This window comes from Paraburkholderia saeva (assembly GCF_907164555.1).
Lineage (GTDB): Bacteria > Pseudomonadota > Gammaproteobacteria > Burkholderiales > Burkholderiaceae > Paraburkholderia > Paraburkholderia saeva.
Genome location: NZ_CAJQZC010000005.1, coordinates 167,975 through 192,395 on the forward strand (window position 1 = coordinate 167,975; position 24,421 = coordinate 192,395).

The following is a 24,421-nucleotide window of genomic DNA, read 5'->3' on the forward strand; positions in this document are numbered from 1 at the left end:
GAGGGCCACCACCATGAACAACCCGAAACATATCGATCCGCGTCTCGACCCGACCCGCACGATCCGCGCGCCGCGCGGCAGCGAAAAGACCTGCAAGACGTGGATCGCGGAAGCCGCGTACCGCATGATCCAGAACAATCTGGACCCGGAAGTCGCCGAGCATCCGCATGCGCTCGTGGTGTACGGTGGCATCGGCCGCGCCGCGCGCAACTGGGACTGCTATGACCAGATTCTCAAATCGCTCAAGGACCTGAACGAAGACGAAACGCTGCTGATCCAGTCGGGCAAGCCGGTGGGCGTGTTCAAGACGCATGCCGACGCGCCGCGCGTGCTGCTCGCGAACTCGAACCTCGTGCCGCACTGGGCGACGTGGGAACACTTCCACGAACTCGACCGCAAGGGCCTGATGATGTACGGCCAGATGACGGCCGGCAGCTGGATCTACATCGGCAGCCAGGGCATCGTGCAGGGCACATACGAAACGTTCTTCTCGGTCGCGAACCAGCACTTCAACGGCGATCCGTCGGGCCGCTGGATCCTGACGGGCGGCCTTGGCGGCATGGGCGGCGCGCAGCCGCTCGCAGCCACCATGGCAGGCTTCTCGATGATCGCGGTGGAATGCGACGAGACGCGCATCGACTTCCGTCTGAAGACACGTTACGTCGATAAAAAAGCTGCGACGCTCGACGAAGCGCTCGCCATGCTCGAAGAAGCGAAGAAAGCCGGCAAGCCGGTTTCGATCGGTCTGCTCGGCAATGCCGCCGACGTGTTTGCCGAATGTGTGACGCGCGGCATCACACCTGACTGCGTGACCGACCAGACGAGCGCGCACGATCCGATTCACGGTTATCTGCCGCAGGGCTGGAACGTCGAGGACTGGCGCGAGCGTCAGAAGACCGTGCCGGACAGCATCGTGCTGCCCGCGAAGCAGTCGATGGCGAAGCAGGTGCAGGCCATGCTCACGCTGCAGGAACGCGGCGCGGCCACGCTCGATTACGGCAACAACATCCGCCAGATGGCGCTGGAAATGGGCGTCGAAAACGCGTTCGATTTCCCGGGCTTCGTGCCGGCGTACATCCGTCCGCTCTTCTGCGAAGGCAAGGGGCCGTTCCGCTGGGTCGCGCTGTCGGGCGATCCGGAAGACATCTACAAGACCGATGCGAAGGTCAAGGAACTGATTCCGGACGATCCGCATCTGCACAACTGGCTCGACATGGCGCGCGAACGCATCGCGTTCCAGGGCCTGCCGGCGCGCATCTGCTGGGTCGGCGTGAAGGATCGCTATCGTCTCGGCCAGGCGTTCAACGAAATGGTGAAGAACGGCGAGCTGAAGGCGCCGGTCGTGATCGGCCGCGACCACCTCGATACGGGTTCGGTTGCAAGCCCGAACCGCGAAACGGAATCGATGAAAGACGGCTCCGACGCAGTCAGCGACTGGCCGCTCCTCAATGCACTGCTGAACACGGCAGGCGGCGCATCGTGGGTCTCGCTGCATCATGGTGGCGGCGTCGGCATGGGTTTTAGCCAGCACTCGGGCGTCGTGATCGTCGCCGACGGCACGGATGCCGCGAAGGAGCGTCTTGGCCGCGTGCTGTTCAACGATCCGGCGACGGGCGTGATGCGTCACGCGGATGCCGGCTACGAACTCGCGCAGGAAACGGCGCGCGAGGCCGGCCTCAATCTGCCGATGCTCGGCCGCTGACCGATGCCGCAGGCGTTGAATACGACGCAGGTGTCGTTGCTGCGTGGCGCGGATCTCGTGGCGTCGCCGTGGAAGAACGGCGGCGGCGTCACGCGCGAAATCGCGGTCGAGCCGCAAGGCGCGGCGCTCGATACATTCGTGTGGCGCGTGAGCGTCGCCGATGTGGCGCAGCCGGGGCCGTTCTCGCGTTTCGCGGGCATCGACCGCACGCTGGTGCTGCTCTCGGGCGCGGGCATGCTGCTCGATGACGCCGAAGGTCACACGCATGCGCTCACGCAGCCGCTCGATATCGCGCGCTTCAAAGGCGAGGCGTCGATCGATGCGCGGCTTGTCGACGGCGCGACCCGCGACTTCAACCTGATGGTGCGGCGTGGCGCGGCAACGGGCGACGTCGAAGTCTGGCGCGGCGAATCGCAACAGACGCTGACGGCGGACGTCGTGTTGCTGTTCTGCGCTGCGGGCGCGGCTGAAATCACGTTCAACGGACGCGCGCCGTTTCTCCTCACACACAACGACACGTTGCGCATCGATGCCGCACACGCGCTGGCGTGCACGGTGAAGTGCGTAAAGGCAGACACAGAAGCGGGTGCGATCCTCGCAATCGGCGTTCGCTACACATGACGGACGCGGCTTCGAAACATCGAAGCCGCGTTTTTTTGCATCCACATGGCAATGAGCACGCGATGAAGCACACCGTCTGGCATCACCTGAATCTCTGCGCAGAAGGCGACCCGGATCAGACCATATCCGATGCGGCAATCGCGGTGCGCGACGGCCAGATTGCCTGGCTCGGCGCGTCGCATGCGCTTCCTGAAGAATACAAAACGTGGTCACGCGAAGACCTGGGCGGCGCGTGGGTGACGCCGGGCCTCGTCGATTGCCACACGCATCTCGTGTATGGCGGCCAGCGCGCCGATGAATTCGCACAACGCCTTGCCGGCGTGAGCTACGAAGAGATCGCGAAGCAGGGCGGTGGCATTGTCTCGACGGTGCGCGCGACGCGTGCCGCCGACGAAGACACGCTGTTCCGGCAATCGGCTGCACGGCTCGAACCGCTACTTGCGGAGGGCGTCACGGCGGTCGAAATCAAGTCGGGCTACGGCCTCGACCTGGCGAGCGAGCGCAAGATGCTGCGCGTCGCGCGACGCCTCGGCGAACGCTATCCGGTTTCCGTCTACACGACGTTTCTTGGCGCGCACGCGTTGCCGCCGGAATTCGCCGGCCGCGCAGACGATTACATCACCGAAGTCTGCGAACGGATGCTGCCCGCGCTCGCCGATGAAGGCCTCGTCGACGCCGTCGACGTGTTCTGCGAGCGCATCGGGTTTTCGCTCGCGCAAAGCGAGCGCGTTTTCGAAGCCGCTGAGCGTCGCAGGCTGCCGGTGAAGATGCACGCCGAGCAGTTGTCGAACAGCGGCGGCACGGCGCTCGCCGCGCGACATCGCGCGCTCTCCGCGGATCACCTCGAATTCCTCGACGAAGCGGGCGTGGCCGCGATGAAAGCGTCGGGCACGGTTGCCGTATTGCTGCCTGGCGCGTACTACTTCATCCGCGAAACGCAACTGCCGCCGCTCGATCTGCTGCGTCGTTACGGCGTGCCGATCGCGATTTCCACCGACAGCAATCCGGGCACGTCGCCCGCAACTTCGCTGTTGCTGATGATGAATATGGCGACGACGCTCTTTCGCATGACCGTACCCGAAGTGCTGCAAGGCGTGACGACGCATGCCGCACGCGCGCTCGGACAGGCGGGACGACACGGCACGCTTGCGGCCGGACGTCAGGCGGATTTCGCGGTGTGGTCCGTCGATACGCTCGCGGAACTCGCGTACTGGATGGGCCGTCCGTTGTGCACGCGCGTCGTGCGCGCGGGCGAGACGGTCCACACACGGCGCAGCGCCTGAAGCCGCGCCGCGCACGCACTCTTCACAAGGTTCGACGATGACTGAATCCGTTCAATCGCTGTTTGCCGATGACGCCTGGCTGCCGGGCGGCTGGCGTCGTAACGTGCTGCTCGAATGGGACGCCGCCGGCATCCTGACGGCCGTGACGCCGGACAGCACCGCGCCTGCTGGCGTGACGCGTGCAGCGGGCCCTGTTGTGCCCGGCATGCCGAATCTCCATTCACACGCGTTCCAGCGCGCGATGGCCGGCCTTACCGAATACCGCGCCAACGCCACCGATACGTTCTGGAGCTGGCGTGACCTGATGTATCGCTTCGCCGCACGCATCTCGCCTGAAGGGCTCGCTGCGATCGCGCAGTGGCTCTACATCGAGATGCTGAAAGCGGGCTACACGTCCGTGTGCGAATTCCACTACGTCCATCACGCGCCCGACGGCAGTCGTTACGCGAGTCCGGCAGAACTGGCCGCACGCGTCGTCGATGCAGCGAAGACGAGCGGCATCGGCATGACGATGTTGCCTGTGCTTTACCAGTACAGCGGCTTCGGGGCGCTCTCGCCGCGTGAGGACCAGCGGCGCTTCATCAACACGCCGGAGCGTCTGCTCGATCTGCTGGACGGGCTTCGTATGGCACGGCCCGAAGACGCGTCGCTACGTTACGGCGTTGCGCCGCATTCGCTGCGCGCGGTCTCCGGCGATTCGCTGCGCGCGCTGCTGGGCGGCCTCGACGCGATGTCGCCGGGCGCGCCTGTGCACATCCATATCGCGGAGCAGACCGCCGAAGTCGACGCGTGCCTCGAAACCGAAGGCGCACGGCCCGTGCAGTGGCTGCTCGACCGCTTCGACGTCGATTCGCGCTGGTGCCTCGTGCATGCGACGCACGTCGATGCAGCAGAGACAATAGAGCTGGCGCAGCGTGGCGCAGTGGCAGGCCTGTGTCTCACGACCGAAGCAAATCTCGGCGACGGCATTTTTCCTGCACAGGAATACCTCGAAGCAGGCGGGCGTTTTGGCATCGGGTCGGACAGCCATATCGGCGTCGACTGGCGTTCGGAGTTGCGGCTGCTCGAATATGGCCAGCGTCTGTCGCGGCGTCAGCGCAACGTACTGGCATCCGCCGATGCGACGCACGTGGCCGACCGGCTGTTCGGTGCGGCGCTCGAAGGCGGTGCGCGGGCAACCGGGCGTGCGGTGGGCGCGCTGCAGGCGGGCCATCGCGCGGACTGGCTCGTGCTCGACGCGAACCACGCCAGTATCGCGGAACATGCGCCTGACGCGTGGCTCTCAGGTGTCGTATTCTGTGAACACGGCGAGACGCCGGTACGCGATGTGTTTGCGGGTGGCGACAAGGTCGTCGACAACCGTCGGCATCGCGATGAGGAACGCGCGTGGTCGCAATATCGCGTCGCACTCGCTGAACTGTTGAAATGAATGACTGCATGAATTCACGAAAGGCGGAGCCGGCTTGCCGGAACCGCCCGTGAAGTGCATCGAACTGACCCCGGACTGACATGACTGCATCGAATTCCACGCCAGTTTTCTCGCTGCATCAGGGAAGCCTGCCGCTCCTGATCTCGATTCCGCACGTCGGCACGCGCATTCCCGACGACATCGCCGCGACCATGACGCCCGCGGCCGCACGTACCGACGATTGCGACTGGCATCTGGACCGCCTGTATGCGTTCGCAAAGCGCCTCGGCGCATCGATCCTGATGCCGGTGCACGCGCGCTATGTGATCGACCTGAACCGCCCGCCCGACGGCGCGAACCTCTATCCGGGCCAGGATACGACCGGCCTGCTGCCTGTCGATACGTTCGACAAGGAACCGCTCTATCGCGAAGGCCATCTGCCTGACGACGCCGAAATCGTGCGCCGTCGCGATGCGTACTGGAAGCCGTATCACGAGGCGATCGAAAGCGAACTCGCAACGCTGAAGGCAAAACACGGCAAGGTGCTGCTGTGGGAGGCACACTCGATCCGCTCGCACGTGCCGCGTTTTTTCGAGGGGCGTCTGCCGGATTTCAATTTCGGCACGTCGAACGGCGCGAGCGCCGCACCGGGTCTCGCCGACGAACTGGCCGATATCGTCGCGAAGCACGGCGGATATACGGGCGTGGCGAACGGCCGCTTCAAGGGCGGCTACATCACGCGGCACTATGGCCAGCCGGAGAAGGGCGTGCACGCGGTTCAGCTCGAACTCACGCAGATCACGTACATGCAGGAAAAAATGCCCTATTCGTATGACGAAGCACGCGCGGCCCAGGTCGAGCCGCTGCTTGAAACGCTGGTCAAAGGCGCAATGGCGCGCGTTCTGGCAGCTGTCTGAGGTTTGTAACGTCGGCGTAAAAATAGAAGCATAGAGCGCGCCAGCAATTCAATGTTCAACCCCGAGGGGCCCCCGGCGCGGCTGTGCGCCGCAGCGGGGCCTCATTTCCATGCTTAAGGAACGCCCGCGGCTCAACCGGGTCAATTCAGCACGTCCTGCGTTCTGCAAACCGTTGCAATGCAGAAGCGCAACGCATGCCCGCGCGCGGGTTGCGCGCAGCATGGCGATGCGACTACCCTTCAGGCAGATGAGACGCGCGCGGCGCACGCCGCGCGGTGGCGTGACGACGACATCGGGGGAGAAAAGATGGATGACCCGACGATGGAAGATTCTGACGAAGCGCAGCTGACGGTGTGGCGGGCCAACCTGGTTTTGCTGACCCGCGAGGTGGGTGCTGCGGCGCGTCTTGCACGGATGATGACGTTCTCCGCGAGCTATCTGAAACTGATGCTGACGGGCCAGCGTGAATTCAGCGAGGAATTCGTGCGCGGTGTCGAAGCCGTGACGGGCCTGCCGTCCGGCTGGATGGATACGCCACGTACCGCGGGCGATATTCCCGAAGGCGCCCGTTCCGCGATCGACAACGAATCGCCGCTTGCACGTTTTCGCGGCACGGCGCACCCGGTGCGCAAGAAGACCGTGCTGCGTCCGCCTGAACCGATTTTCGGGCAGGCGCCGCCGTCAAAGCGTGCCGAAGAAGAAGCGTTCGACGCGGAGTCGCATCGTCGGCTGGCCCATTTTCGCAAGGTGCGCGATCTCGCGATACAGGACGTGCGACGTTTCGAGCGCTATCTGAGCCATCCGCCGGTCGAACTGGCATCGGTGCGCGCGAAAGTGGAAGACGTGCTTGCCGCAACCGAAATCGAGGGCCACGTGCACGCCGATCTCGCAGGGCGTCTCGAACAGATCGAAAAACATCGGGAACTGCTGTTGCGGCACGTCGAAAAACTGCAGGAACTGCTCGCGCAGCTCGGCGAGGGCGAATGAGCGCGGCCGGCGGCTAGACGTGCAGATCGGTCAGGATCTGTTCAGCGAGAAAGTCGCACGGCGGCCGGTTTGAACGCGCGCTGCGCGCCAGCACGATTTCGAGTTCCGGCAGCTTCGGCAGCCCGTGCGTGCGCCCGAATTGCACGAGATGCGGCGGCACCGCGCAGCGGGCGAGGGGCGCCACCGCGAGGCCCGCCTCGACCATGCTGAAGAGCCCCATCAGGCTCGGGCTTTCGTACGACGTGCGATAGGCGATCTTCGCGCGCTGCAACGCATGAATTGCGTTCGCGCGCGCCACGCTGCCCACCCCGAACATCGCGATCGGTAACGGCCGTTCCTTCCAGATTTCGCGGCCCGTCGCGGCACCTGCCCACACCATCGGTTCGAAGCGGATAAAGTCGCCGCTCAGGCCTTTCACGCGTGTGATGCACGCGAGGTCGATCTTGTTGTCGCGCACCAGCGGCGCGAGCGCGCTGCTCGGCAAACCCATCACCTGAATCTCGACCTTCGGATACGTCGCGGAAAATTTGCGCAGCACCGCGGGCAGCAGCGACGACGCGTAGTCGTCCGGTACGCCGATCGACACGCGGCCTTTCACCTCGGGATGAACCATCGAGGCCCACGCCTCGTCGCGCAACGCGAGCATCTGGCGCGCGTACGCGATCAGCACGAGGCCGTCGTGGGTCGGCGTGACGTTGCGCGGTCCACGTATGAAAAGCGGCTTGCCGAGCGCTTCTTCGAGCGCGCGGATCTGCATGCTCAAGGCCGACTGCGAGCGATGCACGAGTGCCGCGCCGCGCACGAAGCTGCCGGCGTCCGCAATGGCGACCACCATCGAGAGAACATCGAGATCGAGTGCTTTCATCGGTATCAGGAAAACTGATCGGAACGTTCAATATAACGCGTTTGTCTGAATGCAGGGTGACCGGCATACTGGCCGCACTTCAACTCATTGCGGCTCGTGCGGCCGCACAAGACGCCATGCCGACGACCTACGATGACTTCAGAAAACTGGGAATGCGCCTCGACATGTCGCGCGGCAAGCCGTCGCCCGAACAGCTGGATCTGTCGCGGGCATTGCTGGATGAAGCCGGCACGGTGGGTTACCTGTCACGCGATGGAATCGATTGTCGCAACTACGGACACGGCGCGGGCCTGCCCGAGGCGCGCGAGTTCGGCGCGGCACTTCTGGACGTTCCGGCGGCACAGGTCATTGCGGGCGGCAATTCGAGTCTCGAACTGATGCACGATGCGCTGGCGTTCGCCATGTTGCATGGCGTGCCGGACGGCAACGCGTGGTGCAGGGAGGACAGCGTTTCGTTTCTGTGCCCCGCGCCCGGTTACGACCGGCACTTTGCGATCTGCGAGGCGCTGGGCATCCGCATGATCTCCGTACCGTTCAACGACGACGGTCCGGATATGGATTTCGTCGAAACACAGGTGCGCGACGACGCTTCGATCAAGGGCATCTGGTGCGTGCCGCTTTATAGCAACCCGACGGGCGCACGCTGGTCACATGAAGCCACGCAGCGTCTTGCATCGATGAAGACTGCCGCAGCAGATTTTCGCGTGATGTGGGACGACGCTTACCGCTTTCATCATCTGACTGAAACGCGTCATGCAACCCCCGACATCATCGCAGCGTGCGCGCAGGCCGGGAACCCGGATCGCGCGCTCGTCTTCGCGTCGCTTTCGAAGGTGACGCTTGCGGGCGCATCGGTGGCGTTTCTCGCTTCGTCGCCGCGCAATGTCGCGTGGTGGCAGAAGCACACCGGCGTGCGCACGATCGGGCCGGACAAGCTGAACCAGCTGCGCCACGTGCGCTTTCTGCGCGACCGTGCCGGGCTCGAACGATTGATGGACCGTCACCGCACGCTGCTCAAGCCGAAGTTCGATGCCGTTGCCGCGGTATTCGGGACACTGCTCGGCGGCGTGCCGGGCGTGTCCTGGAACGCGCCGGAAGGCGGCTATTTCATCAGCCTTTACACGCCAGCCGGGCGGGCGAAGCGCAGCGTCGAACTGGCGGGAGAAGCCGGTCTCGTGCTCACGCCGGCCGGCGCCGCGTATCCATACGGCGTCGATCCGGATGACCGCCATCTGCGCATTGCACCTTCGTTTCCATCGCTCGACGAGGTGCGGATTGCCGCAGAGGGTATCGCGCTCTCGCTGCTGCGCGCGATCGAAGAAGCGTCATGCCACACGCAAGGGCTGTAAGGCGCGCCGCACCGCATCGCATGATTACCGGGCCACGCGTCGCGCGAGAAACTCGGCTTCGAGCCGCCAGGTCACGCCGTCCGGTTCGAGCGCAACACCGGTCCAGTGAAATGAATCGCGCGTGATATCGGTGAAATTCCAGCGGATCGGCGTGCCATCCGCATGCGCGCCGATCTGCACGATATCGCGCCCCAAGCGCCGGCCGATGAGTTCGTCGCGCTGGCCGCTACCGGGGTTCATATACGTGACGCGCCACGCGTGCAATGCCGCGTCCCAGACCCGCAATGTGGTGCCGTACATCGTCGTGTCTGCGCCGCACGCCGGTGTGCGCCCATTGCGTCGCGGCATGATCCAGACGTCCTGGACCGCACGGCCTTCCAGCACCCACGCGAAATGCGCTTCGGCCTTCAACTCCTGTGCACGCACGTCGGTGCGGTAATGGAGCACGTCGAGTTCCCAGCTTCCGGCGAGCCAGCCATAGGCGTCGTCGGCTTCGCTGATCCCGGCTGCGCGGCCGTGGGCCACGAGTGCTTCAGTGATTCCGTCCGTCACGTTCATCATCCGTTCTCCCGTGCTTCGTCGAAGTTATCGATAGCGGCATACGCAGCGAAACCGCGTTTGCCGCCGATGTGATAAAACAAGCGTACCGGGCGGGACGAGGTGAAATCTTGGGGAAAATTGCCATAGAACTGCAGGAGGCGCTGGCGCGGCGCACGCGCGAAGGTGCGCGGGGCGAGACACGCGCCCGCACACTCGCAACGGGCGAAGGCTGGGCTATTCGCGACGTGCTGTGCACATTCGGCCCGCGCGACCGTCCGTTCGAAGAGCGGCACGAGGGCGTGTGCATTGCGATGATCGTCGCCGGATCGTTTGGTTATCGCGCGGCGGCCGGTCGCGAATTGCTGACGCCCGGTTCGCTGCTGCTCGGCAACGCCGGCGAATGCTTTGAATGCGGCCATCGTCATGGCGCGGGCGACCGTTGCGTCTCGGTCAGCTACACCCGTCCGTATTTCGGTCAGCTCGCAGCGGATCTCGGCATACGTGGCAGCGAACGCGTGTTCCGGCAGGTACGTGTGCCGCCATTGCGGGCGCTGACGCCATGTGTGGTCCGGGCGTGCGCCGGCGCGAGTGGTTCCCTTCAGGCTCCGTGGGACGAGTTCGCTGTCGAACTGGCGGCACGGACGTTAAGTGTCGTGTCGGAACATCGCAGAAGCGCGTCGTTGCCCACCGCGGTGGCATCGTCGCGCGTCCCGCAGACTGCGCGGATGATCGACGACGCGCCTCACGAAGCGCACACGCTGCACTCGCTCGCATGCGCAGCCGGTATGAGCGAGTTCCACTTTCTTCGCACTTTCCAGCGCGTGACGGGTGTGACGCCCCATCAGTACGTGCTGCGTGCGCGTATCCGCGCTGCCGCGCTGCGACTCGTCGACGATACCGCGAAAATCGTCGACGTCGCGCTCGATTGCGGCTTTAACGACGTATCAAATTTCAACCACGCATTTCGCGCCGAGTTCGGCGTCAGTCCGCGCGCGTACCGGTCCGGCGCACAACGCGTATGAGGCGGCGCGGCGTCCTGCACCGACTGGCGCTGACATCGTGCCTGACGGCATGCTGCATGCTGTCTTCCGCGCATGCAGCCGACACGACGAGCGCCGACGACGTTCCGCCTTCGACGCTGGAACGTGACGTCCATCTCTTCGTCGTGCAGAGCGACGGCTCCGTCGAGGAGCGCGATGACTCGACGCTTCGCGCGAATACGACGAGCGGCGTCGACGAAGTCGCACAGCGTTACGTGTGGTTCAACAAGGACATCGAGCAGATCCAGTTGCTGAGCGCAGAGACGATCGGCCGCGATGGCGTCGTGCGACCGGTCGGCCCGGAAGGGATTCGCGATGTGCAGGAGCCGCGTTCCGCGGGCGCGCCGACGTTTCAGGACGGCGTACTGCGTACCGTTATCTTTCCGGGCGTCGAACCCGGCGCGCGCGTGCGCCTCGTCTTCAGCAAGAAACGCACAATACCCCTTCAGGCAGGCACGTTTTCGTATTTTGTCGAACCCGAACGCGAGCCCGTTGAGTTCCAGCAACTGATCTTCGACCTGCCGGCTACGCTGCCATTGCATGTCGATGCGCGCGGCTACGTCGCACTCGATCCGGTGACGGAGAACGGTCGCACACGCTATACGTTCGAATACCGCCACGGCCCCTACGCGCCGACCGAGCGTGGGGCAGTGGGCTATGTCACGTGGGGCGACCGCCTGATGGTTTCCACTACGCCGGATTACGCCGCGTTTGCCGAGCGCTACCGGTCGCCCGCTACAGACCCGAGCGCCAGCGATGCCGCCATCGTGCAACTCGCCCAATCGCTTACGGCACAAACCGGTGACCCGCGCACCAAAGCACAACTGCTTTACGACTGGATGCGCTTTAACGTGCGTTACGTCGCGCTGTTTCTGGGCGAGACAGCGGCGACGCCGCATCGCGCGACCGACATCCTGCGCAACCGCTACGGCGACTGCAAGGATTACGTTGCCCTGTATGGCGCGCTGCTCGCCGCGGTCGGCATCCGTAGCGAAGCGGTGCTGCTGAATCTGGGGCCGGTTTACACGTTGCCATCGGTGCCGGGATACGGCGCGAGCGCGATCAATCACGCCATTCTCTGGATGCCGGACCTGGGGCTTTACGCGGATGCCTCCGCGGGCGGCACGAGCTTTGGCTTTCTACCGGCGGGCGTGATGGACCGGCCTGTGCTGCTGGTGAACGAGGGCGTGCTGTCGCGCACGCCCGCTACGCAGCCGCGCGGGCGCAGCGTGCGGTTGCAGTTCGACATCGGCGCCGACGGCAACGCGGCATACACGTATCGCGTCGAGGATTCCGGCTCGACGGCGGAACCCGAGCGCAACATGTTCCGCCGCTCAACGCGCCTGCGGGCACAACAGATCGCCGTCGACCGTCTGCGCCAGACGGGGCTGCAAGGCACGGCACAAGTGCGCACCGGTGACCTCACAGCGACGCAGGGGCCGTTCACGAGCACGATCGAGGGCACGGTCGAGCATTTCGCGTGGCCTGACGGCACGACGGCGCTGCCGGCCCTGTCGAGCCTTTCCGGTGGAATTGCGACACAGGTTCTGGCGTGGCTCGCCGAACCGGTGCGCACGCAACCTTATGTGTGCATCGGCGGCGACTTCGATGAAACCGCGCAGATCTCGCTGCCGGCCAGTCTGCGCGTGACCGACATCCCGCGCGACGCGGAGGTTCACGTCGCATCGCTGGATTACGTATCGCACTATGTGTTTGATCCGGCGTCACGGACGTTGCAGGTCACACGGCAACTGCACGCCGAGTTCGGCCATCAGATGTGTGCGCCGGAAGAGTTCGCGGCGGCCCGGGCCGCGCTGGTCAGGATCGAGCGCGACGCGTTTTCGCAGATCGTCGTGAAGGCTGCAGGGCGTTAAAGACGTTCGCGCTGTCTGGCCAAAGCGCGAGAGGCGCGCAGCGCGAACGTCACATCGGAAACGCGAGTCAGGCTTAAACGCCGCTCTTCGTCACAACCGGCACCCACGTGCCGCCCTTGACCTGATACAGCGTCGAGGACGCGTTCTTGAGCGCACCGGTGCTGTCGAACGCGATCGTTCCGGTGATGCCTTCGAAGCTGATGCTCTTGAGCGCAGGACGGTACACGTCAGGCGTCGTCGACTTCGCGGCCTGCATCGCCTTGATCGCCGCCCATGCCGCGTCGTAGCCGAACGGCGAATACGACAGGATGTCGACGCCAAAGCGCTGTTTGAACTTCGCCGAAAAATCCTTGCCGCCCGGCAGTTGCGACAGCGGCCGGCCGTATTCCCACGCCATCACGCCTTCGGCCGCATCGCCCGCGAGCTTGATGAACTCGGGGTCCTCGACGCCACCGCCGCCAACGAGCTGCGCCGTCATCCCAAGCTGCTTCATCTTCTTGGCGAGACCGGCTGCCTGTGTGTCGAGGCCGCCAAAGAAGATCAGGTCGGCGTTGGTCGACTTGATTTTCGTGAGCTGGGTGCTGAAATCGACGGCCTTGTTGTCGGTGTATTCGCGCGTGACGATCGTGCCGCCATGCGCTTTCACCGCCTTTTCGAACTCGTCGGCTTCGCCCTGACCGAACGCCGTGCGGTCGTCGATGATCGCGATGCGTTTAGCCTTCGTCACTTCAACGGCGTAGACGCCCGCGTTGCCGGCGTTTTGCGCGTCGGTGGAAATCACCATGAACGTGTTGGCGAAACCGCGGCCCGTGATCGTCGGATTCGTCGCAGCCGGGTCGATGACCGGGATGCCGGCCTGCTCATAGATCTGCGAAGCCGGAATCGTCGTGCCCGAGTTGAAGTGGCCGACGACCACCGAGACACCCTGGTCCACCAGCTTCTGCGCGGCCTGCACGCCGATACGCGGGTCGGCCTGATCGTCTTCGGAAACGAGATCGAAATGCGCGACCTTGTCGCCGATCTTGATCTTCTGTGCATTCGCCTCGTCGATCGCGAGCCGCACGCCGTTTTGCAGGTCTTTTCCATAGCCCGCATTCACGCCCGTCAATGGCGCGGCAAAGCCGACCTTGACTGGCAGATCTTCCGCAAAGCCGGACAGCGGTGCGAGCGTCAGGGCAGCGCCGACCAGCACGGCGAAGGGTTGCATCGTCTTGCGAAGACTCATGTTCTCTCCATCCATCGACAAGGTTCACAAACGGAAACTGACGGTACGGGCAGGACGGGCACAGCGACTCATGCAAACGACAGCAAACGAAGCGGTCCACAACCAGCCCGATCGTGATGATCATTCTGGCGCGAATATAGAAAGCCAATTTGAGGCCGTCTTGGCAGTTCGCGGCGCTTTGACTGCGCATTTCAGCACAGGTGGCGCAGGCGCGAGACCAGGGTATGACCTCAGAGGCGGAAGGCGCAGCCACAGCGGGCGGCGGAGAGGGCGTGGCAATCAGAGGCCGGCGCGGGTGCGCCAGCCGGCATATCAATGCTCGCCTTGCAGGCGCAGCAGTTCTTCGCGCAGGCGAATGAGCGGTTCCTTGACGTCGTCTTCCGCCCAGGTGTCGAGATCGTCGATGGCGCGCATGCAGCCGTCGAGCAGCACGTCGAGATCGACCGGGATACCGTTCGCCATCGCGAACTGGATCGTCTCGGCGAACTGCTGGCATTCGTCCTCGCCGTACGAGATGTCGAGATTGTCGGCGATGATTTCAGCGATGTTGCTGCGCGCCTTGTCGTCAGGCGTGACGAGATCGACGATGCCGCCCGCCACCGCCGGGGAATAGTAGAGCGCAATGTCGAGCCATTGAGCGGGATCGAAGTCCGCCTCGCCGAACTGGCTCTCGAAGTACTCGATGGCTTCCTGTTCGTGTGCTTCGTCGGCGTCGACGCTGATGCACAAATCCTCAAAAATCTCTTCCCGCTCGCTGCGGATGTGTCCGTCCATCTGTGCCTCTTTGCCTTGTTGCGGTGACGCGCGTGGTGCGATGAATATCGCCTTATATGGCCGGCCCGCCCGAAAAAGGCGAGCCGCCCGGGCACGAATTATAGGACGTTGCGCGACCGCGCACAGATGCCGGTCGTCAGCGGACAAGGCGGGCTCGCGCGCTTAATCCGCTTCGTTCACGACCCACGCGTCGAACCAGTCGCGCGGATGCGCGATCTCATTTTGCGCCGCGACCAGTTCGAGTTCGTAGCGGTGCGCTTCCCACGTCGCCTTGACAACCGCGTTGACGGCCGCAAGCGTATGTTCGAACGCCGAGCGCACCGGATCGCCCAGCAACGTGCGCGCGACGAACACCGCGCTCGTCAGGTCGCCGACGCCGACCGGCTGGCGCGCGAACGGATACAGGGGACGCTGGCCCATCCACGCTTCGCGCTCGGTGACGACGAGCATGTTGAAACGGTCGGCGGGCGAATTGCGGTCGAGCAGATGCTTCACGAGCATGATCTTCGGCCCGCGCCGGATGACTTCACGGCAGGCGGCGACGGCTTCCTCGACGGTTTCGATTTCGCGTCCGGCGAGCCGTTGCAGTTCGATATGGTTGGGCGCCATGCCGTCGGCGACTTCGGGCATCGTGCGCACGAGGAACTCCTGGATGCCCGGCTCGACCTTGCAGCCGCCTGAAACGCCGCCCGGCGCCGAACCCATCACCGGATCGCAGAAGTACCACGCGTTGGGGTTCGCGGCCTTCACGGCGCGCACGATTTCGATCACCGCCTCGCCCTGGTCGGGCGCGCCCAGATAGCCCGAGAGCACCGCGTCGCAGCGTGGCAGCACGCCAATCGCGCCGATGCCGTCGACGAGTTCTTCCATCTGTGCGGCGTCGATCGCGCTGCCCGTCCAGTGGCCGTATTGCGTGTGATTGGAGAACTGCACCGTATTGAGCGGCCACACGTTGACGCCGAGGCGGCGCATCGGAAACTCTGCGGCGCTGTTGCCCGCATGACCGAAAACCACGTGCGACTGAATGCTCAGGACGTTTTTCATGGTGTGCTTCGCCGGCGCGGACGTTGCGCGCCACTTGCGGTGAAATGGAAAAGGATTCGCGAGCTGGCCGCTGGAAGCGTAGACCCCGGCCGCTCACGACGATGCCAGCCGATCGCGTGTGCTGCAGCGCATTCAGGAACAATACCCGAGTTTTGGCGCTTGTGGACCGGATCCGGCCCCGCGTTGTTGCGTCGAACCATCAGGTCGGCGCGTTTTCGCGGGTCCTGCGATGGGCGTCGGCGCGGCCAGCCCGTGCGGCCCGCGAGGCTTAAAGCAGCCCGCGATACAGCGCCAGATACTGTTCTGCCGATGCGCCCCAGCCAAAGTCCTGGCGCATCGCGCGTTGCTGTGTGGCTTTCCATTCGGTGCGCCGCGCGTAGAGCGCGAACGCACGCCGGATCGCGCCTTGCAGCGCGTCGGGCACGAAGTGGATGAACACGAATCCGGTTGCGAGATCGTCCGCGAGGTTTTCGAGCGACGCGTCGACCACGGTATCCGCCAGACCTCCAACGCAATGCACGAGCGGAAGCGTTCCGTACGCCAGCGCGTAAAGCTGCGTGAGCCCACAGGGCTCGAAACGCGACGGCACTGCAATCACATCGCTGCCCGCGACGATTTCATGTGCGAGCGCCTCGTCGAAACCGCGCTCGACGGCGACCGCATCCGGATGCGCCTGCGCGACGCGCAAGAGGCCGTTTTCAAGCGCCGGGTCGCCCGTGCCGAGCACGACGAGCTGGCCGCCACGCTTGATGATTTCCGGCAGGGCGGCCAGCAGCAGGTCGAGACCTTTCTGTTCCGTCAGGCGGCTCACCACGCCGAACAGCAGCGCGTCGCTTTTCTGCGCGATGCCGAAGCGTTTTTGCAGCGCTTCCTTGCAGGCGCGTTTGCCTGCAAGACGCGAACTCGTGTAACGCGCGGGGAGGACGGCGTCGTTCGCCGGGCACCAGATGGAATAGTCGACGCCGTTCAGAATGCCGCTCAGGTCGTGCGCGCGTTCGCGCAGGAGCGCGTCGAGGCCACCGCCTTGCGCGAGCGTCTGGATTTCGCGTGCGTAGGTCGGGCTGACGGTGGTGATGCGGTCGGCGTAATACAACCCAGCTTTCAGGAACGACAGCTGGCCGTAAAACTCGACGCCATGCATGTCGAAGAAATCCGCCGGCAGGCCGAGCTGTCCGAACTGCTGCGCCGGGAAGATGCCCTGATACGCGAGGTTGTGCACCGTGAAGACGCTGCGCGCGACGGGCTTGCCCTGCGCGCGTTCGGCTGCCTTCAGATAGGCCGGCGCGAGACCCGCGTGCCAGTCGTGCGCGTGAACGATCTGCGGCGCCCATGAAGCATCCACGTGCTGCGCAAGCTGCGCGGCCGTCCAGCCGAGGAGCGCGAAACGTTGTGCGTTGTCGCCGTACGGCACATGATCGTCGTCGAGGTACGGGTTGCCGTGGCGCGTGTACAGCGCGTCGGCGCGGATGATGTAGACCTGCAGGCCCGTCGCTGCGAGCGTGCCGAGTTCGAGCGTCACGCGCGCCGCGCCGAAGCGGCTGCCGAGGTCGGCCACCGGCCGCAGATCGGCGAGACCGCTGACGACGGGCGGAAAACCCGGCAGCAGGGCGCGCACATCGGCGCCACGTTCGATCAGCGCGGGCGGAAGGGCGCCGACCACGTCGGCGAGTCCGCCGGTCTTCAGGAGCGGATACAGCTCGCTCGCGACGTGCAGGACGCGCGTCGTCATAAGTGAGACTCCTCGTCGAAGCGATGGTTGACGGCTGGCGTGCCGTCACGGTTCACCGTCACGGCGAACCACAACGCGGTAACTAGCGTGCCGCCTGCCGTCGCAGGGCATCCGGGGTGACGAGCACGACGCCGCTTTCGGTGCGATAGAAGCGTTCGCCGTCCTGCACAGGGTCTTCGCCGATCACGGTGCCTTCCGGAATCGTGCAGCCCCGGTCGATCACGACCTTGCGCAGCCGGCAGCTCGGTCCGATCGTCACCTGTGGCAGCAAGACTGCCTCATTGATGTTACAGAACGAATTCACCACGCAGTTCGACGACAGCACCGAGCGCGAAATCTGCGAGCCGGAAATGACGCAGCCGCCGCATACGATGAGGTTCGTGGCCGACCCCTGCAGGCCGTTCAGGTCGCGCACGAACTTGGCGGGCGGCAACTGCTGCATGTGCGTCCAGATCGGCCAGTTCGGGTCGTACAGGTCGAGCGTCGGAATCGTCGAGGCGAGGTCGAGATTCGCGGCCCAATATGCGTCGATCGTGCCGACGTCGCGCCAGTATGGTTCCGTTTCGTTGCCCGACGATACGCACGACATGCTGAAGGGATGCGCGATCGCATGTCCCTGCGTGACGACGCGCGGCAGGATGTCCTTGCCGAAATCGTGATCGGTCGCGGCGCTCGTGATGTTTTCCTCGAGCAGGGTGTACAGGTATTCCGTGTTGAACACGTAGATGCCCATGCTGGCGAGCGCCATGTCCGGGCGGCCCGGCATCGCGGGCGGATCAGCCGGTTTTTCGACGAAGCCCGTTACGCGCCGGTTTTCATCCACATGCATCACGCCGAACGCCACGGCTTCCATGCGCGGCACTTCGATACAGCCGACCGTGCAGTCCGCGCCGCTCTCCGCGTGATCCATGATCATGCGCGTGTAATCCATCTTGTAGATGTGATCGCCCGCAAGTACGACAACGTACTTCGGACGGATCGAACGGATGATGTCGAGATTCTGGAACACGGCATCGGCCGTGCCGCGATACCAGTGCGCGCCCTCGACGCGCTGCTGGGCGGGCCACAGGTCGATGAATTCGTTGAATTCGCCGCGCAGAAACCCCCAGCCGCGCTGCACGTGGCGTATCAGCGAATGCGCCTTGTACTGCGTGACGACCGCGATCCGGCGAATGCCCGAATTCAGGCAGTTCGACAGGGCGAAGTCGACGATCCGGTATTTGCCGCCGAAATGAACAGCCGGTTTGACACGCTTGTTTGTGAGCGGCCCGAGACGGGTGCCGCGGCCGCCGGCCAGAACAATGGCGAGCGTGGAGCGTTGCAGATCGTTGAGGCTTGCCGGAGTTTCCATGTTTTCGTCTCCATGATTGTTTCCCCCGGTTGCAACGCCTTTGTTTTTTTCGCAACTTTGCCTGACAGTTTTAGCATTGAATCGTCGCCCACGCATAGTCTGGATTATGTGGAGGCACGCAATGCCGGATACAGCGGGCACTGCCAGTATCGCCCCGATCCTGCCTGCCCGCGAGTGCGGTGTACCGCAAAGCGCGATTTTTCAGGGCGCAATTAGCGTGCCACGCGTCGTGGCGCCGCAAACCGGCCGGATGGGCTGCAAGCCCGCCAGCGCATCGGGCGCGCACGACGTAGAATCGACGGCCTGCCCGGCGGATTCGCCGGGGCGCCGTGTTCTGCCGCGCTCCCTTGAAACCGCTGCTTCCGTTCATCTGCCTCTTTGCGCCCATGAATTCTCGTCGCCGATTCCTGCCCGCTGTTGTCGTTTCGCTTGCCGCTGCGCTTTCCTTTTCTGCGGGCTTCAACACCGCATTTGCGGCCGATGCAAACGCCGACGGTCCCGCTTACGGTCCCGAACTGCAGGGCTTCAACTATCCCGCGCCGGTCGAGCAGTTCGAGTTCACGTCGCAAGGCGAAACGTTGCATATGGCGTACATGGATATCCGGCCCGCGCATCCGAATGGGCGCACCGTGGTCCTCCTGCATGGCAAGAACTTCTGCGCCGCGACCTGGGAAACGACGATTCACCGGTTGAGCGATGCCGGCTATCGCGTCGTGGCACCCGACCAGATCGGTTTTTGCAAATCGAGCAAGCCGGCGCACTATCAGTTCAGCTTCCAGCAGCTCGCGCGCAACACGCATGCATTGCTCGCATCGATCGACGCGGAAAACGTCACCGTGATCGGGCATTCGACGGGGGGCATGCTCGCGATCCGCTATGCGCTGATGTATCCGAAAGAGACGCAGCAACTGGTGCTCGCGAACCCGATCGGTCTCGAAGACTGGAAGGCGAAGGGCGTGCGTTCGCTATCGGTCGACGAGTGGTATGAACGCGAGCTGAAGACGAGCGCGGACGGCATTCGCCGTTACGAGCAGGCGACGTATTACTCGGGGACGTGGCGCCCCGAATACGAACCGTGGGTGCAGATGCTGGCCGGCATGTATCGCGGGCCGGGCAGGAAGGAAGTGGCGTGGGATTCGGCGCTCATCTACGACATGATCTACACGCAGCCTGTTGTTTATGAACTCGGTCAACTGAGCATGCCGACGCTGCTGCTGATCGGGCAGAAGGACACCACCGCTATCGGCAAGGATGTTGCGCCGCCTGAGGTACGCGAGAAGATCGGGCATTACCCCGAGCTTGGTCGCGCGGCGGCGAAGGCGATTCCGCACGCGACGCTGGTCGAGTTTGCGGAGTTGGGGCACGCGCCGCAGATGCAGGACCCGCAGGCGTTCCACAAGGCGCTCCTCGACGGACTCGCGGCGGTGCCGGCCAACCACTGAGTCGGCGCCGCGAATGCCGAAAGCCGCGAAGCTTACTGCTGGTCTGCGATGAGTTCGCCCCGTACCTGAGCGGCGATTTCGAACGACCGCAGGCGCGCCGTGTGATCGAAGATCTGCGCGGTCAGCATCAATTCGTCGGCACCGGTCTGCCCGATCACCGAAAGCAGGCCTTCGCGCACGGCGTCGCGATCGCCCACCACCGAACACGCGAGAGAATGATCGACGCTGCTCAATTCCTGTTCGGTCGCCTGGAGGCGCGCGACGGGCGGTTGCAGCTGACCCGGCGTGCCGCGTCGCAGGTTCACGAACTGCTGCTGCAGCGACGACATCAATAGCTGTGCCTCGTCGTTTGTTTCCGCCGCGAACAGGTTGACACCGACCATGGCGTAGGGCCGCTCGAGCGCCGCGGAGGGGCGAAACTGCGAGCGATATACGCGTAGCGCCGTGAGCATATGGTCTGGCGCGAAATGCGACGCGAACGCAAACGGCAGGCCCAGCGCCGCAGCGAGCTGCGCACTGAAGAGGCTCGAGCCGAGCAGCCAGATCGGCACCTGCAGGCCCGCGCCGGGCACCGCGCGCACGCGCTGGCCGGACACGGGTTCGGCGAAATAGCGTTGCAGTTCGACGACGTCGTCGGGAAACGAATCGGCGCTGCCGTGCAGGTCGCGACGCAGTGCGCGCGCGGTCGTCTGGTCGGTGCCCGGCGCGCGGCCGAGGCCGAGGTCGATCCGGCCCGGATACAGCGATTCGAGTGTGCCGAACTGTTCCGCGATCACGAGCGGCGCGTGGTTCGGCAGCATCACGCCACCGGAGCCGACGCGAATGCGCTGCGTGCCGCCCGCCACGTGACCGATCACGACCGACGTGGCCGCGCTCGCGATACCCGTCATGTTGTGATGTTCGGCGAGCCAGTAGCGGTAATAGCCCCACGTTTCAGCGTGCTGCGCGAGATCCAGCGTGTTTTTGAACGCCTGCGACGCAGTCGCGCCGACGTTGATGGGAGAAAGATCGAGTACGGAAAATGGAATCATGGCGATGTGTCCAGCGCCTCGCGCGAGGCGGGCGGCACCGGATGAAATATCCGGATGTGCGTCGGGCCGCCCGCGAAAAGAGGCAAATCGGGATTGTGCCAAAGCGCCCGCATTCCCGCTGAGCGCCCAAACAAGTCCCTGTCCGCGAAAGGGTGTTGCAGCGCACTGTATTCGCGCGCTTCGTATCGATGCATCACTGCACGAAAAAGTCGCATGCGTGTGACGTCGCACAGAAGTCGTCGCCGGTGCAGGCTAGTGTGAAGATGCCGGTTCCTGTGTGGACGTGCAGACGGCCCTGCAGGAAGCGACAACCGTGCTGGGAATTTGATGCTGACCGGCCCGGCATTGTCACGCGTAGGTTGGCTACGCAGAACAAACCCGGGCGATCCGGACCGGTCAGGTCAATTGAACCGGTCATTGATCCTGCGATCTGCGTGCGATGCTTCCGGTGGATGCGCTTCCACATGCCAGCACGTTCAGCCGCGCGCATGAATCGCTCGAAAAAGTGGCGAACGGTGTGCATATTTAGTTCGCGCATGCACGTTGCAATGATTTCGTGCAACGCCCGGAATCATCTGTCGAGTCGGTGTAAACGCTCTCTCGCCTAAGCGGCGGATTGCGTCTAGATTGACGACACCCGAATCGATTCAAGTCGAGGGACCAGACGACCGCGAGCAGCGGTCAGCATCGCGGACACAGGCGCCGGATGCTGCGCCGTTGCCAGGCGTCTTTTTTTATGTGCGTGCGCGGGACGATATGTCACGTCATGCCATATTGCGGATTGCCTTCATGGCGATGTCGCGTCGCTTTCGATCTGCGTGCGTGCGCACGCTCTCACCGCTGAATACTCGCCCTTTTGATGACGGGCGGTTATCCTGTAGCACATCATTCATACAACATGTCGCTGCTATCAGGATGGTGTTTCGTTCCAGATTGTCCGTCGTTGCCACGCTCGCACTCGCGGCAGCGTTGTCGCTCCCGCTTGCCGCGTGCAACGACCAACAGACCGACCAGGCCGTGCAAAAGCTCAAGGACTTCTTTAACGCCGTCAAACCGGACGCGCTGCTGCTCAAGGGCCTCACGCCCGGTATCACGACCGGAGACCAGATTCGAAGCCAGATGGGCAAACCGGAAACGGAGCGCACCTTCACCGACGGCTCGAAGCGCTTCGAGTATCCGCGCGGGCCGCAAGGGCTCAACACGTATATGGTCGACATCGACCGCGACGGTCGTCTCCTCGCCATCACACAGGTGCTGACCGCAGCGAATTTCGCGAAAATTCACGCCGGCATGAGTGAAGACGAAGTGCGGCGTCTGCTTGGCAAGCCCGGCGAAGTTGCGCGCTATCCGCTGAAACCCGAAACGGTGTGGAGCTGGAAGTGGCTCGAAGGCGGCGTGACGCCCGAAGCGTTCTTCAACGTGCATTTCGATGCGCAGGGCAAGGTCTATACGACCTCGCGCTCGGACATCATCCGCGGACGCTAACAGGAGAATAACAATGATCCGTCGACGCCAGCCTCATCGCATCGGTCTCGTACTCGGTGGCGGCGCTGCGCGCGGCTGGGCCCATATCGGCGCAATCCGCGCGCTGCAGGACGCGGGGATCCGGCCGGACGTCGTGTGCGGCACGTCGATCGGCGCGCTCATCGGTGCGGTGTACGCGAATGGCGATCTCGACTGGCTCGAAGAATGGGTCGCGCGTCTTACCTGGCAAACCGTCGTGCGGCTGCTCGACCTGCGTTTTTCCGGCGGTTTGCTGGGCGGGCGCAAGGTGATCCAGGTTTTCGCCGACCGCTTCAACGGCTGCGAAATCCGCGACCTCAAGATGCCGTTCGCCGCGGTCGCCACCGAACTCGATTCGGGCCGCGAGATCTGGATGCAGGACGGACGCGTAGTGGATGCCGTGCGCGCGTCGATCGCGATTCCCGGCATTTTCACGCCGGTGTTGCACGACGGCGCGTGGCTCGTCGATGGCGGTCTCGCGAATCCGGTACCCGTTTCAGTCGCGCGCGGGATGCGGGCCGATTGTGTGATCGCGATCGACCTGAACAACGACATTCTCAACGGGCGCGATCTGGGCGGCATGGTGGCCGATACGCCGATACCGTTGCCCGCGACGGAGCCCGGCGGCGATGCGCTGGCTGAAACCAGTGCGGATGCGCCGCCGCCCGTCGCGCTGCGCAAGAACGGCAAGCCGTGGCCGCGCTGGCTCGCGCCCGAAAGCGACCGGGCGACCGGTACCGGCGACGTGCGCGTGTCGCCGCCACCGAGTGCCCGCGTGCCTTCGATGTTGAGTTCGATCGCGCAAAGCATCGACATCATGCAGGTGCGTATCACGCGTAGCCGGCTTGCGGGGGAGCCGGCGGATATCCTGATCCAGCCGCGTCTTGGCGGCATGGGCATTTTCGATTTTCATCGCGCGGCGCCCGCGATCGAAGAAGGCCGTGCCGCCGTCGAGACGATGATGCCGGCCATCAAGGCGCGTCTCGGCATGGAGTGAGCGCGCGTCAGACTTCGCCTTCGCGCTTCGATGCGATCACGCGGCAGATGCGCTTGCCCGAGCTTTCGCTCGTCACATCTTCGAAGAGCAGGATCGTGCAGTCCTCCAGTGCGTCTGTCACCCATGCGGGTTCGAACGCGCTATAGAGCCTGCCGTCGCTCTGTCGCTGGTCTCTGCCTTCGGTTACGCGCCACGAGAGATACAGCACGCCGTTCGGCTTCAGGATACGCAGCAGGCTATCGATGGCAAGCGCAATCGATGTCGCCGGCAAATGCATGATCACGGTTTCGCACACGACGTTGTCGAACGTTTCGTCGATTTCCGAGAGCGCGGGCAACGAGGCCGCGCGAAACGTGAGGTCGGGATGGAGCCGTCGCGCTTCCGCGAGCAGACCCGGCGATGCATCGAAGCCCGTCACCCGGTAACCGTTCGCCGCCATCCACGCGACGTCGCGCCCATTTCCGCAACCGATATCGGCCGTCTGCCCGCCTGGCAGCAGATGCGTGGTGAGGTGCGCATACATGTCGGTGGGCGGCGGCTGGTCGAGCCAGTCCTGACTGTAGCGGGCGGCGCCTTGCGAATAGGCGTCGAGTGTCGCGGAATCGAACCGGCTGGTCATGCGTGGACTCGCTTGATGTTTGGGCAGGCAGTGATGTACTGGCCCGCTCGACGGAAGGGCGAGCATCAGTCTAGCGAAAAGGCCCGGCAGACACGCATTCCGTCTATCGAAAAAGCGACT

General features: G+C 64.2%; 21 protein-coding genes. 12 read left to right on the top strand and 9 right to left on the bottom strand.

Annotated elements, in window-relative coordinates; genetic code table 11:
- The first annotated feature begins 13 nt into the window (after positions 1–13).
- The 6 genes from hutU to LPA36_RS15190 all read left to right on the top strand — a co-directional run bounded on the left by hutU (position 14) and on the right by LPA36_RS15190 (position 6,918).
- Positions 14–1,702, top strand: a complete 1,689-nt coding sequence (gene hutU, locus LPA36_RS15165) for a urocanate hydratase (protein WP_228877946.1) — start codon at positions 14–16, stop codon at positions 1,700–1,702.
- 3 nt (positions 1,703–1,705) lie between these two features.
- Positions 1,706–2,323 carry a HutD/Ves family protein gene (locus LPA36_RS15170; protein WP_228877948.1) on the top strand — a complete coding sequence of 206 codons (618 nt, stop codon included), beginning with the start codon at positions 1,706–1,708 and terminating at the stop codon, positions 2,321–2,323.
- Positions 2,324–2,385: 62 nt separating this feature from the next.
- A complete protein-coding gene (gene hutI / locus LPA36_RS15175) occupies positions 2,386–3,606 on the top strand; it encodes an imidazolonepropionase (protein WP_228877949.1) in 1,221 nt (406 codons plus the stop codon).
- Positions 3,607–3,643: 37 nt separating this feature from the next.
- Positions 3,644–5,035, top strand: coding sequence for a formimidoylglutamate deiminase (locus tag LPA36_RS15180; protein WP_228877951.1), 1,392 nt, complete (start codon positions 3,644–3,646; stop codon positions 5,033–5,035).
- Positions 5,036–5,115: 80 nt separating this feature from the next.
- The gene (gene hutG, locus LPA36_RS15185; protein WP_228877953.1) at positions 5,116–5,931 is read left to right on the top strand and encodes an N-formylglutamate deformylase; all 816 of its coding nucleotides are present in this window, start codon (positions 5,116–5,118) and stop codon (positions 5,929–5,931) included.
- Positions 5,932–6,252: 321 nt separating this feature from the next.
- On the top strand, positions 6,253–6,918 hold the full coding sequence (locus tag LPA36_RS15190; protein ID WP_228878841.1) for a hypothetical protein: 666 nt from the start codon (positions 6,253–6,255) through the stop codon (positions 6,916–6,918).
- Between the two features lie 13 nt (positions 6,919–6,931).
- On the opposite strand, the gene LPA36_RS15195 is transcribed toward LPA36_RS15190, so the two are convergent.
- Positions 6,932–7,783, bottom strand: coding sequence for a LysR substrate-binding domain-containing protein (locus LPA36_RS15195; RefSeq protein ID WP_228877955.1), 852 nt, complete (start codon positions 7,781–7,783; stop codon positions 6,932–6,934).
- 116 nt (positions 7,784–7,899) lie between these two features.
- Between LPA36_RS15195 and LPA36_RS15200 the strand changes: the two genes are divergently transcribed.
- Entirely contained in the window at positions 7,900–9,132 is a 1,233-nt protein-coding gene (locus LPA36_RS15200; protein ID WP_228877958.1) for an aminotransferase class I/II-fold pyridoxal phosphate-dependent enzyme, read from the top strand.
- A 24-nt stretch (positions 9,133–9,156) separates the two neighbouring features.
- Here the strand turns inward: LPA36_RS15200 and LPA36_RS15205 are convergent, their stop codons facing one another.
- A complete protein-coding gene (locus LPA36_RS15205) occupies positions 9,157–9,693 on the bottom strand; it encodes a hypothetical protein (protein WP_228877960.1) in 537 nt (178 codons plus the stop codon).
- A 107-nt stretch (positions 9,694–9,800) separates the two neighbouring features.
- Here LPA36_RS15205 and LPA36_RS15210 point away from each other — a divergent pair, with 107 nt between their 5' ends.
- The gene (locus tag LPA36_RS15210) at positions 9,801–10,694 is read left to right on the top strand and encodes a helix-turn-helix transcriptional regulator (protein WP_228877962.1); all 894 of its coding nucleotides are present in this window, start codon (positions 9,801–9,803) and stop codon (positions 10,692–10,694) included.
- Positions 10,695–10,750: 56 nt separating this feature from the next.
- Complete coding sequence (locus LPA36_RS15215; RefSeq protein ID WP_228877965.1) at positions 10,751–12,586, top strand: DUF3857 domain-containing transglutaminase family protein; 1,836 nt, start codon at positions 10,751–10,753, stop codon at positions 12,584–12,586.
- 73 nt (positions 12,587–12,659) lie between these two features.
- Here the strand turns inward: LPA36_RS15215 and LPA36_RS15220 are convergent, their stop codons facing one another.
- From LPA36_RS15220 to glgC, 5 genes are all read right to left on the bottom strand, one after another.
- A complete protein-coding gene (locus LPA36_RS15220; RefSeq protein ID WP_228877967.1) occupies positions 12,660–13,811 on the bottom strand; it encodes a branched-chain amino acid ABC transporter substrate-binding protein in 1,152 nt (383 codons plus the stop codon).
- Between the two features lie 312 nt (positions 13,812–14,123).
- Positions 14,124–14,585 carry a hypothetical protein gene (locus LPA36_RS15225; RefSeq protein ID WP_228877971.1) on the bottom strand — a complete coding sequence of 154 codons (462 nt, stop codon included), beginning with the start codon at positions 14,583–14,585 and terminating at the stop codon, positions 14,124–14,126.
- 162 nt (positions 14,586–14,747) lie between these two features.
- The gene (gene pdxY, locus LPA36_RS15230; RefSeq protein WP_228877975.1) at positions 14,748–15,629 is read right to left on the bottom strand and encodes a pyridoxal kinase PdxY; all 882 of its coding nucleotides are present in this window, start codon (positions 15,627–15,629) and stop codon (positions 14,748–14,750) included.
- Between the two features lie 268 nt (positions 15,630–15,897).
- Positions 15,898–17,358 (bottom strand): glycogen synthase GlgA, encoded by a 1,461-nt coding sequence (glgA, locus tag LPA36_RS15235; RefSeq protein ID WP_228877979.1) that lies wholly within the window; start codon positions 17,356–17,358, stop codon positions 15,898–15,900.
- Between the two features lie 82 nt (positions 17,359–17,440).
- Positions 17,441–18,709 (bottom strand): glucose-1-phosphate adenylyltransferase, encoded by a 1,269-nt coding sequence (gene glgC / locus LPA36_RS15240; protein ID WP_228877982.1) that lies wholly within the window; start codon positions 18,707–18,709, stop codon positions 17,441–17,443.
- Between the two features lie 386 nt (positions 18,710–19,095).
- Between glgC and LPA36_RS15245 the strand changes: the two genes are divergently transcribed.
- Complete coding sequence (locus LPA36_RS15245) at positions 19,096–20,151, top strand: alpha/beta fold hydrolase (protein ID WP_228877985.1); 1,056 nt, start codon at positions 19,096–19,098, stop codon at positions 20,149–20,151.
- A gap of 32 nt (positions 20,152–20,183) precedes the next feature.
- On the opposite strand, the gene LPA36_RS15250 is transcribed toward LPA36_RS15245, so the two are convergent.
- The gene (locus LPA36_RS15250; protein WP_228877988.1) at positions 20,184–21,182 is read right to left on the bottom strand and encodes an LLM class flavin-dependent oxidoreductase; all 999 of its coding nucleotides are present in this window, start codon (positions 21,180–21,182) and stop codon (positions 20,184–20,186) included.
- Positions 21,183–22,097: 915 nt separating this feature from the next.
- Between LPA36_RS15250 and LPA36_RS15255 the strand changes: the two genes are divergently transcribed.
- Both LPA36_RS15255 and LPA36_RS15260 read left to right on the top strand, forming a co-directional pair.
- Positions 22,098–22,667 (top strand): hypothetical protein, encoded by a 570-nt coding sequence (locus tag LPA36_RS15255; RefSeq protein ID WP_228877991.1) that lies wholly within the window; start codon positions 22,098–22,100, stop codon positions 22,665–22,667.
- Between the two features lie 13 nt (positions 22,668–22,680).
- Entirely contained in the window at positions 22,681–23,682 is a 1,002-nt protein-coding gene (locus tag LPA36_RS15260) for a patatin-like phospholipase family protein (RefSeq protein WP_228877994.1), read from the top strand.
- 7 nt (positions 23,683–23,689) lie between these two features.
- Here the strand turns inward: LPA36_RS15260 and LPA36_RS15265 are convergent, their stop codons facing one another.
- A complete protein-coding gene (locus tag LPA36_RS15265; RefSeq protein WP_228878000.1) occupies positions 23,690–24,301 on the bottom strand; it encodes a class I SAM-dependent methyltransferase in 612 nt (203 codons plus the stop codon).
- Between the last annotated feature and the right edge of the window lie 120 nt (positions 24,302–24,421).

Bases quoted from the DNA above. Each gene is read 5' to 3' on its own strand.
- LPA36_RS15180 (WP_228877951.1), top strand. From the start codon at position 3,644: ATGACTGAATCCGTTCAATCGCTGTTTGCCGATGACGCCTGGCTGCCG.
- LPA36_RS15245 (WP_228877985.1), top strand. From the start codon at position 19,096: ATGAATTCTCGTCGCCGATTCCTGCCCGCTGTTGTCGTTTCGCTTGCC.
- pdxY (WP_228877975.1), bottom strand. From the start codon at position 15,629: ATGAAAAACGTCCTGAGCATTCAGTCGCACGTGGTTTTCGGTCATGCG.
- glgA (WP_228877979.1), bottom strand. From the start codon at position 17,358: ATGACGACGCGCGTCCTGCACGTCGCGAGCGAGCTGTATCCGCTCCTG.
- LPA36_RS15260 (WP_228877994.1), top strand. From the start codon at position 22,681: ATGATCCGTCGACGCCAGCCTCATCGCATCGGTCTCGTACTCGGTGGC.
- LPA36_RS15190 (WP_228878841.1), top strand. From the start codon at position 6,253: ATGGAAGATTCTGACGAAGCGCAGCTGACGGTGTGGCGGGCCAACCTG.
- LPA36_RS15220 (WP_228877967.1), bottom strand. From the start codon at position 13,811: ATGAGTCTTCGCAAGACGATGCAACCCTTCGCCGTGCTGGTCGGCGCT.
- LPA36_RS15255 (WP_228877991.1), top strand. From the start codon at position 22,098: ATGGTGTTTCGTTCCAGATTGTCCGTCGTTGCCACGCTCGCACTCGCG.
- LPA36_RS15195 (WP_228877955.1), bottom strand. From the start codon at position 7,783: ATGAAAGCACTCGATCTCGATGTTCTCTCGATGGTGGTCGCCATTGCG.
- LPA36_RS15200 (WP_228877958.1), top strand. From the start codon at position 7,900: ATGCCGACGACCTACGATGACTTCAGAAAACTGGGAATGCGCCTCGAC.
- glgC (WP_228877982.1), bottom strand. From the start codon at position 18,709: ATGGAAACTCCGGCAAGCCTCAACGATCTGCAACGCTCCACGCTCGCC.
- LPA36_RS15170 (WP_228877948.1), top strand. From the start codon at position 1,706: ATGCCGCAGGCGTTGAATACGACGCAGGTGTCGTTGCTGCGTGGCGCG.
- LPA36_RS15250 (WP_228877988.1), bottom strand. From the start codon at position 21,182: ATGATTCCATTTTCCGTACTCGATCTTTCTCCCATCAACGTCGGCGCG.
- hutU (WP_228877946.1), top strand. From the start codon at position 14: ATGAACAACCCGAAACATATCGATCCGCGTCTCGACCCGACCCGCACG.
- LPA36_RS15205 (WP_228877960.1), bottom strand. From the start codon at position 9,693: ATGATGAACGTGACGGACGGAATCACTGAAGCACTCGTGGCCCACGGC.
- hutG (WP_228877953.1), top strand. From the start codon at position 5,116: ATGACTGCATCGAATTCCACGCCAGTTTTCTCGCTGCATCAGGGAAGC.
- LPA36_RS15225 (WP_228877971.1), bottom strand. From the start codon at position 14,585: ATGGACGGACACATCCGCAGCGAGCGGGAAGAGATTTTTGAGGATTTG.
- LPA36_RS15265 (WP_228878000.1), bottom strand. From the start codon at position 24,301: ATGACCAGCCGGTTCGATTCCGCGACACTCGACGCCTATTCGCAAGGC.
- hutI (WP_228877949.1), top strand. From the start codon at position 2,386: ATGAAGCACACCGTCTGGCATCACCTGAATCTCTGCGCAGAAGGCGAC.
- LPA36_RS15215 (WP_228877965.1), top strand. From the start codon at position 10,751: ATGCTGTCTTCCGCGCATGCAGCCGACACGACGAGCGCCGACGACGTT.